The sequence below is a fragment of the Bacillus sp. NTK071 genome (genome assembly GCF_017303315.1).
In the GTDB taxonomy this organism is placed as follows: Bacteria; Bacillota; Bacilli; order Bacillales; family Guptibacillaceae; genus Guptibacillus.
Genome location: NZ_JAFKOI010000046.1, coordinates 1 through 961, shown reverse-complemented (window position 1 = coordinate 961; position 961 = coordinate 1). Strand labels below are relative to the sequence as shown.

The window sequence follows — 961 nt, the reverse complement described above, 5'->3', positions numbered from 1 at the left end:
TCTATCAACTTATGACCTAGTCAGTAATCTAAGTGAAATTTGTAAATTACAAAAAAAGGAGGAACCTCTAATTTTCCGGAAGTTCCTCCTTTTATAGCGGTCTTATTAAAATAAAGCTCCGAGATAACAGAAGACTCGACATCGAGATGTTTCTTAATTGAAGATAGAATGTAATTGAACAATTAGAAGATCAATGAAGCAATTATAAAACCAATAATGATCGCAACTATTAAAATTAATGTTCCCTTCCATCCTAAACTACCTACTAAATCAACTAATCCCCCATTATTAGCTCTATTGAAAGAATCACTTATATTCCCAGTAGTATTCCTTTTCAATTCTTCTTGTCTCAATTCCTCTCTGTTCCTTTCAGGTGATTTCTTCGGGTCCATCATTTCTTCACTCCTTTTCGTTTAACTCTCATTCATAACAGAAATGCTGCTCCAATCCTACACATAGAGCGCTTACCTTTATTTAGCAAGCGCTCCGAAGTTGTTTATTATTATAGTGTAGCTTTTTCTTTCTGATGGTACAGGCTTATCCGTGGTTTTGTTTCTCGTTTCCCGGGTTGTTACTTTTCTTTTTCTTATAGAGAACGTAAATCGCATTAGCGGCGACCATTAGTACAGAACCGGTTACCCATCCATATATAGAAGGTAGATGGGGCACATCAGGGAGAAATATGAGTTGACTTCCAATGCTTCCCCCAATGAATGCTGCTAGAGCCATCACACTCAATCTCCATTGAGAATTTATGAGTTTCTTCTTTTTCTTCATTTTTCCATACTCCCTTTATTCTTTGATTTCATTTTGGGATATGTCATTGAAGGTGTTATTTTTGATTCCATTGCTCGTATACGAATGTTGTATTTTGCAATAGAAAAGTGCAGGAAAATGCAAAGAAAAGTGCAGAGGTTTGTCACCCAGAATACTTCTCTTTATTTTCTTTTAGATAATGCGT

At 35.6% G+C, this 961-nt stretch carries 2 protein-coding genes; both read right to left on the bottom strand.

Going from position 1 to position 961, the window contains the following annotated elements:
* Positions 1-182: 182 nt before the first annotated feature.
* Entirely contained in the window at positions 183-392 is a 210-nt protein-coding gene (locus JI666_RS20945) for a DUF6366 family protein (RefSeq protein ID WP_414635160.1), read from the bottom strand.
* Positions 393-537: 145 nt separating this feature from the next.
* On the bottom strand, positions 538-777 hold the full coding sequence (locus JI666_RS20940; RefSeq protein ID WP_136948946.1) for a hypothetical protein: 240 nt from the start codon (positions 775-777) through the stop codon (positions 538-540).
* Between the last annotated feature and the right edge of the window lie 184 nt (positions 778-961).

What these genes read in the sequence shown, in the direction of transcription:
- JI666_RS20945 (WP_414635160.1), bottom strand. Translation starts at nt 392, where the DNA reads ATGGACCCGAAGAAATCACCTGAAAGGAACAGAGAGGAATTGAGACAA.
- JI666_RS20940 (WP_136948946.1), bottom strand. Translation starts at nt 777, where the DNA reads ATGAAGAAAAAGAAGAAACTCATAAATTCTCAATGGAGATTGAGTGTG.